The sequence below is a fragment of the Silvibacterium sp. genome (assembly GCF_047605705.1).
In the GTDB taxonomy this organism is placed as follows: Bacteria; Acidobacteriota; Terriglobia; order Terriglobales; family Acidobacteriaceae; genus Silvibacterium.
In genome coordinates, this window is sequence record NZ_JASGFD010000101.1 from 1 (window position 1) to 6,255 (window position 6,255).

General features: G+C 63.6%; 7 protein-coding genes. 6 read left to right on the plus strand and 1 reads right to left on the minus strand.

Annotated elements, in window-relative coordinates:
* A partial coding sequence (locus tag QM649_RS19940; RefSeq protein ID WP_415200831.1) for a family 43 glycosylhydrolase occupies positions 1 to 928 on the minus strand: 928 nt, incomplete at its 3' end.
* Between the two features lie 70 nt (positions 929 to 998).
* Between QM649_RS19940 and QM649_RS19945 the strand changes: the two genes are divergently transcribed.
* The 6 genes from QM649_RS19945 to QM649_RS19970 form a co-directional block, all read left to right on the plus strand.
* Positions 999 to 1,949, plus strand: a complete 951-nt coding sequence (locus QM649_RS19945; RefSeq protein WP_415200832.1) for a proline racemase family protein — start codon at positions 999 to 1,001, stop codon at positions 1,947 to 1,949.
* Positions 1,949 to 3,091 (plus strand): NAD(P)/FAD-dependent oxidoreductase, encoded by a 1,143-nt coding sequence (locus QM649_RS19950; RefSeq protein ID WP_415200833.1) that lies wholly within the window; start codon positions 1,949 to 1,951, stop codon positions 3,089 to 3,091. The genes QM649_RS19945 and QM649_RS19950 overlap by 1 nt, the downstream gene beginning before the upstream one ends.
* Positions 3,084 to 3,353, plus strand: a complete 270-nt coding sequence (locus tag QM649_RS19955) for a (2Fe-2S)-binding protein (RefSeq protein WP_415200834.1) — start codon at positions 3,084 to 3,086, stop codon at positions 3,351 to 3,353. The genes QM649_RS19950 and QM649_RS19955 overlap by 8 nt, the downstream gene beginning before the upstream one ends.
* Positions 3,350 to 4,699, plus strand: coding sequence for an FAD-dependent oxidoreductase (locus QM649_RS19960; protein WP_415200835.1), 1,350 nt, complete (start codon positions 3,350 to 3,352; stop codon positions 4,697 to 4,699). The genes QM649_RS19955 and QM649_RS19960 overlap by 4 nt, the downstream gene beginning before the upstream one ends.
* Positions 4,696 to 5,610, plus strand: coding sequence for a dihydrodipicolinate synthase family protein (locus QM649_RS19965; RefSeq protein WP_415200836.1), 915 nt, complete (start codon positions 4,696 to 4,698; stop codon positions 5,608 to 5,610). The genes QM649_RS19960 and QM649_RS19965 overlap by 4 nt, the downstream gene beginning before the upstream one ends.
* Before the next feature lie 81 nt (positions 5,611 to 5,691).
* Positions 5,692 to 6,255 (plus strand): glycoside hydrolase family 27 protein (locus QM649_RS19970; protein ID WP_415200837.1); only part of this gene is annotated, 564 nt, incomplete at its 3' end.

The following is a 6,255-nucleotide window of genomic DNA, read 5'->3' on the forward strand; positions in this document are numbered from 1 at the left end:
ATTCGATAGCCCCGGGATGCGAAGTGGTGGAGGAAACCGGATCGAGGATGACGCCTCTCCATGTCCATGGGCCGGTGGGTGCCGGCGCGGTGCCGTACTCGATGCAGGCGTGATATACGGCAGGCGTGCAGACGGAGTCGGGACCGGCCTGGTTGCCGGCGTAAATCATGTAATAGACACCGTTCCGTTTCATGATCCACGGCGCTTCGAAGAAGCCGGTGAGGCCGTGAACGGGGAACTCCCTGCCTGCGGGTGTGATCATGTCCGGCTTGAGCTCCATGCCGAGCAGGCGTCCGAAGGTGCCCCAGTAGAGCCAGACGCGGCCGTCGTCATCGAGCAGGATCGTCGGGTCGATGTTCTGGATGTGATTCGGCTCAGGCACAGACTGGCTGACGATGGGGCCGGAGGGATGCGCATCCTTCCACGGGCCAAGCGGCGAGTCCGACACGGCGACGCCGATCGAGAAGGTGTCCTCATTCGTGCTGTTGGCTTCCTGCACCGGTGCGTAGAGATAAAAGCGGTGATCGGGCCCCTCGATGATCTGGCCGGCGTAGGCGCGGTCCGGCGAGGCCCAGGCGAAGACCTCGTGCGGCTTGAGGATGCCGGGGTAGTGGAGCCAATGGCCCGAGGCCACATCCTTCGTCGAGAAGATCTGCCACTCGTTCATGATGAAGTCGTTTACGTCCGGCGGAGCCTCGTCGCGGCCCGCGAGGATGTACAGCGTGTCGCCTGCGACCAGCGGAGCCGGGTCCGCCGAGTAGTACGAACCGTCAGCAAGGATGGGATTCCCGCGGCTTTCGATCGATTGCGGGGAGGGCTGGGGTGAGGCGGCCTGTCCAAAGGCAGTGGCAGGAAAGGGATGCGCGAGGGTAGCGGCAAGGGCGAGCGGAAGCAGGGCGGGCCGGAGCGAAAATTGGCGTCTGGTCATGGTGTCGGTACGAAGAATTATCACAACAATGTATTCAAAATCGTAGACAATTTCAGTTAGGATTCTCGATATGGCTTTGCCAAAGATGGTTCATGTTGTTGACTCTCACACTGAGGGCGAACCCACCCGTGTGGTCCTGAGCGGGGGGCCTGATTTGGGCACCGGATCGCTGGTTGAACGGCTCCAGCGCTTTCGCGAGGAATATGACGGTTTTCGTTCGGGTGTGATCTGCGAGCCGCGCGGGTCCGAGGTGGTCGTAGGCGCACTGCTGCTTGAGCCGGAGCAGGCGGATGCTACCGCAGCGGTGATTTATTTCAATGACGTAGGCTACCTGGGCATGTGCGGTCACGGCACGATCGGGCTGGTGACGACGCTGGCGCATCTCGGCCGGATCAAGCCGGGCGCGCACAAGATCGAGACGCCGGTGGGCACGGTATCGGCCTGCCTGCACGACGACGGGTCGGTGACGGTGCAGAACGTGCCGAGTCGGCGGTATCGCTCGGCGGTGCCAGTCGAAGTGCCGGGATACGGAAGCTTCACGGGAGATATCGCCTGGGGCGGAAACTGGTTCTTCCTGATCGGCGAACATCCTTATGAAATCAAGGCAACGAACCGTGAGCAGCTGCTGGCGGTGACGACGGCTATCCGCACGGCGCTGCGCGATCAGGGCATCATGGGCGAAGACGGCGCGGAGATCGACCACATCGAGCTGTTTTCGAAGCCGGGCGATGCGGCGAATTCGTCACGGAATTTTGTGTTGTGCCCGGGCGCGGCCTTCGACCGCTCGCCCTGTGGCACGGGCACAAGCGCGAAGATGGCGTGTCTGTATGCCGACGGCAAGCTTGCGCCGGGGGACACGTGGCGGCAGGAGAGCGTGCTGGGCACGGTCTTCCAGGGCACGGTGGTTGAGGCGGAGTCCGGGCAGGTGATCCCGAGCATTCGCGGCCGGGCGTGGATCACGGCGGAGTCGAAGCTGCTGTTCGCGGATGACGATCCGTTTGCGCGTGGGATCCTGTTTTAATGGCAACTTTTGACGTGATTGTTGTTGGAGCCGGGATTGTGGGTGCGGCGATTGCGCGGGAAACCGCGCGCGCCGGCCTGCGTACGGCGGTAGTTGAAGAGAAGGTGCCGGGCTCGGGTATTACAGCCGCGGGCATGGGGCACCTTGTGGTGATGGACGACTCGCCGGCGCAGCTGGCGCTGTCGACGTTTTCCCGTGGTTTGTGGCTGCAGGAGCGCGACAAGCTGCCGGCCTCGATCGAGTTTGAAGAGCGTGGAACGCTGTGGGTGGCGGCGGACGACGAAGAGATGCGGGAAGTCCACACCAAGCGCGCTACCTACGAAAAGGCCGGCGTAGCCAGCGAAGTACTCGACACGAAAGGCGTGGCGGAAGCCGAGCCGAATCTGCGTCCGGGCCTCGCGGGCGGCCTGCGTGTGCCGCAGGACGCGGTGGTCTATCCTCCCGCGGCAGCGGCGCACTTTCTCTCCGATGCGCAGCATCGCGGCGCAAAGCTGGTGCAGGGCCGCGCAGTGGCCGCAGGCAAAGGCGAAGTGACGCTGTCGAATGGCACGAAGGTGCAGGCCGAACGCATTGTTCTGGCAGCAGGTTCGGATATTTCGTTACTGCCACAGTTACCGATACAGAAGCGCAAAGGACATCTGCTGATCACGGATCGCTATCCGGGGTTTGCGCACCACCAGCTCGTGGAGCTTGGATATCTGAAGAGCGCGCACAAGCTTACGGATGAGTCCGTGGCCTTCAATATCCAGCCGCGCCAGACGGGGCAGATGCTGATTGGCTCTTCGCGGCAGTTCGGCAAGACGGACCCTGCGTCCGAGCCTCGCATACTGCGGCTCATGCTGGAGCGGGCCATCGAATATATGCCGAAGCTTGCTGCGCTCTCGGCGATCCGCGCGTGGACGGGGTTTCGCGCCTCGACCGAGGACAAGCTGCCGCTAATCGGACCGGCGGAGGCGATCACGGAGGATGCATCGCTGTGGCTTGCGGCGGGCTTCGAGGGACTTGGCATCACGAATGCGCCTGGCGCGGCGCGGTTGCTTGTCGATCAGCTACTGGGGCACAAATCGATGCTGGATGTGACGCCGTTCCTGCCTGCGCGCCTTGCCGGGAGCCCGGCGGCAAAGAAGGAGGCCCATGTCTAATCCTGTTTCTGGCGTCGCTTCGAAGACCGTAAAGATCACGATCAACGGCGTGGGCGTGGAAGTGGCCGAAGGTACGCGCGTGGCGGCCGCGATGCTGCAGGCAGGCGCGGTGTGCCGCGCCTCCGTGAGCGGAGAGCCGCGTACGGCGCTGTGTGGCATGGGCATCTGCATGGAGTGCCGCGCGGTGGTGAATGGTGTGCCGCAGACGAAGACCTGCCAGCTCGCCTGCCAGCCGGGCATGCAAGTGGAGACGCAGCGATGAGCGAGAAAAATCAATCGATGCCGCAGGCGCTGAACACGTTCAGCAAGCCGCAGCCGCTCACGCAGGTCGCGGACGTGGTTGTGATCGGCGCAGGCCCTGCGGGGATTGCCGCGGCGACTGCGGCGGCCCGCTGCGGACGCAGTGTGCTGGTGATCGACGACAATCCTGCGCCGGGCGGACAGATCTGGCGTGAGGGCTTGCCCTCGCAGCGCAAGTTCGATGCCGAAGGTGTGGCGCGTAATCGTGCCGTGGAGAGGATGCTCGCATCCGGTGTGCGCGTGGCCAGCGGTTGCCGCGTGATCGACGCGCCGGAGCGCGCGACGTTGCGTGCGTATCGCGAGGAAGATGGCGCGGTGCTGCATGTGCTTTATGGAAAGCTGATCCTGGCGACGGGCGCGCGGGAACGTTTTCTGCCTTTCCCGGGATGGACGCTGCCGGGTGTCTTTGGCGCAGGCGGGTTACAGGCGCTGGTGAAGGGCGGGTATTCCGTCGAAGGCAAGCGCGTGGCGGTGGCAGGCACAGGTCCGCTGCTGCTGGCGGTAGCTGCGCATCTGCGCGATTACGGTGCGAAGGTTGTGACCATCGCGGAGCAAGCTCCGGCGGTGCGGCTTGCCATGTTTACAGCGACGATGTGGATGAACCCCTCAAAGCTGGCGCAGGGCGCGGGCTATCGCGGACGCGTGATCGGTACGCCATACCTTACGGGCACATGGCCGATGGCTGCAATCGCCAGTAAAACCGGGCTGCTGCGCGCGGTGAAGCTCTCGAACGGAAGAAAGACCTGGGAAGAGCCATGCGACCTGCTCGCATGCGGCTTCCATCTGGTGCCGAATACCGAGCTGCCTGCGCTGCTGGGCTGCGAGTTGCGCGGCGACTTCGTGAAGGTGGATGCAAACCAGCAGACCTCGCAGGGCGGCATCTACTGCGCGGGTGAGCCCACCGGCATCGGCGGCCTGGAGGCGGCGCTGGCCGAGGGTGAGATCGCAGGGCTTGCGGCTGCAGGCCAGCCGACGGAGCATCTGCACAAGCGCGCTGCTGCGGGACGGAAGTTTGCCGCGGGCCTCGAGCGCACCTTCGCGCTGCGGCCTGAGCTGCGCACGCTGGCTGCGCCGGATACGGTCTTCTGCCGTTGCGAAGATGTGCAGACGGCGAGCCTGGCCGGGCACCACAGCTGGACGGAAGCCAAGTTGCAGACGCGCTGCGGCATGGGCCCCTGCCAGGGCCGCATCTGCGGGCCTGCGGCGGAGGTGGTCTTCGGATGGAAGAACGCTTCTGTGCGGCAACCGATTTTTCCCACCCCCGTGGGAGCACTTTGTTCGAACGATTCGATTGAGGAGAACGCATGAACTGGTATGGCGTAATGCCTGCAATGACCACCGCTTTCACGGACGACCTGAAGGTCGACCACGCTTTTCTGGCTCGCCACGCGAAATGGCTGCTGGGCAATGGCAGCACGGGCCTGGTGATGCTCGGCTCGCTGGGTGAAGGCGCGACGCTGACGCACGACGAGAAGGTTGCGATCCTGAAGACCGCTGTCTCCGTCGCCGGAGACAAGCCCGTGGTTGCGGCGATCTCGGCGCTCTCGACCGAGGGTGCGGTTGCGCTGGCGAAGGACGCAGAAGCCGCGGGCTGCTCGGGCCTGATGGTGCTGCCGCCGTATGTCTACACTTCGGATTGGCGCGAGATGAAGGCGCACGTTGTCGCGATCCTGCAGGCGACGAAGCTCTCGTGCATGCTCTACAACAACCCCATCGCTTACAAGACCGACTTCCTGCCAGAGCAGATTGCCGAGCTGGCCGCCGAGTATCCGAACCTGGCCGCGGTAAAGGAATCGAGCGCGGACGTCCGCCGTGTGTCGTGGATCAAGGCGCTGCTGGGCGACCGTCTCGCCATCTTCGTCGGCGTGGATGATGCGCTGGTCGAGGGCGTTGCCGCGGGTGCGACCGGATGGGTTGCGGGTCTCGTGAATGCGTATCCTGCCGAGTCGGTTGAGCTCTTCAACCTCGCGATTTCAGGCAAGACGAAGGAAGCTTTTGAGCTCTACAAGTGGTTCCTGCCGCTGCTGCGCATGGACACCGTGCCGAAGTTCGTGCAGCTCATCAAGTGGGTGCAGGAGCAGGCCGGTGTGGGCTCGGCCAAGGTGCGTGCGCCGCGTCTTGAGATCGCCGGTGCCGAGCTGGAAGAGGCGACCGCGACCTACAAGGCTGCCGTCGCGGCTCGCCCCAAGGTCGAAGAGAAGCCGCTCTCCGCGTTCTAACTCCTAACTGCGACCCGGAGGTGGATGGCGCCTCCGGGTCTTCTTTCTCAGGTTGTTTTATCCCTTCCGGTGAGGCATCCCATGCGCATTACCGCTCTGCTTTCTGCCCTTGTTCTGTCTTCCGTCACGATGACAACGTTGCCGGTCTCCGCGGCAAGCGATTCGACACTCGCGGCAACGCCGCCGATGGGTTGGAACAGCTGGAATCACTTCGCCGACAAGGTCGATGACAAGACCATTCGCGACACCGCCGGCCTGATGGTTTCGACCGGCATGCGCGATGCGGGCTATATCTACGTGAACATTGACGACACGTGGGAGGGCGAGCGCGACGCGCAGGGGCACATCCATGCGAACAGCAAGTTTCCTGACATGAAGGCGCTCGCGGATTACGTGCACTCGAAAGGGCTCAAGCTCGGCATCTATTCTTCGCCCGGATTGAAGACATGCGCGGGTTATCCCGGTTCCTATGGTCACGAGCAGGATGACGCGAACACCTACGCGGCCTGGGGCATCGACTATCTGAAATACGACCTGTGCTCGTATACCGATCAACTCTCGCAGCAGGCCGGACACGATCACGACAAATCGCGTGAGGTCATGCTCGGCGTCTATACAAAGATGCATGACGCACTGCAGAATACC

Coding starts and splice junctions, on each gene's coding strand:
- QM649_RS19960 (WP_415200835.1), top strand. CDS start 3,350: ATGAGCGAGAAAAATCAATCGATGCCGCAGGCGCTGAACACGTTCAGC.
- QM649_RS19955 (WP_415200834.1), top strand. CDS start 3,084: ATGTCTAATCCTGTTTCTGGCGTCGCTTCGAAGACCGTAAAGATCACG.
- QM649_RS19965 (WP_415200836.1), top strand. CDS start 4,696: ATGAACTGGTATGGCGTAATGCCTGCAATGACCACCGCTTTCACGGAC.
- QM649_RS19945 (WP_415200832.1), top strand. CDS start 999: ATGGCTTTGCCAAAGATGGTTCATGTTGTTGACTCTCACACTGAGGGC.
- QM649_RS19950 (WP_415200833.1), top strand. CDS start 1,949: ATGGCAACTTTTGACGTGATTGTTGTTGGAGCCGGGATTGTGGGTGCG.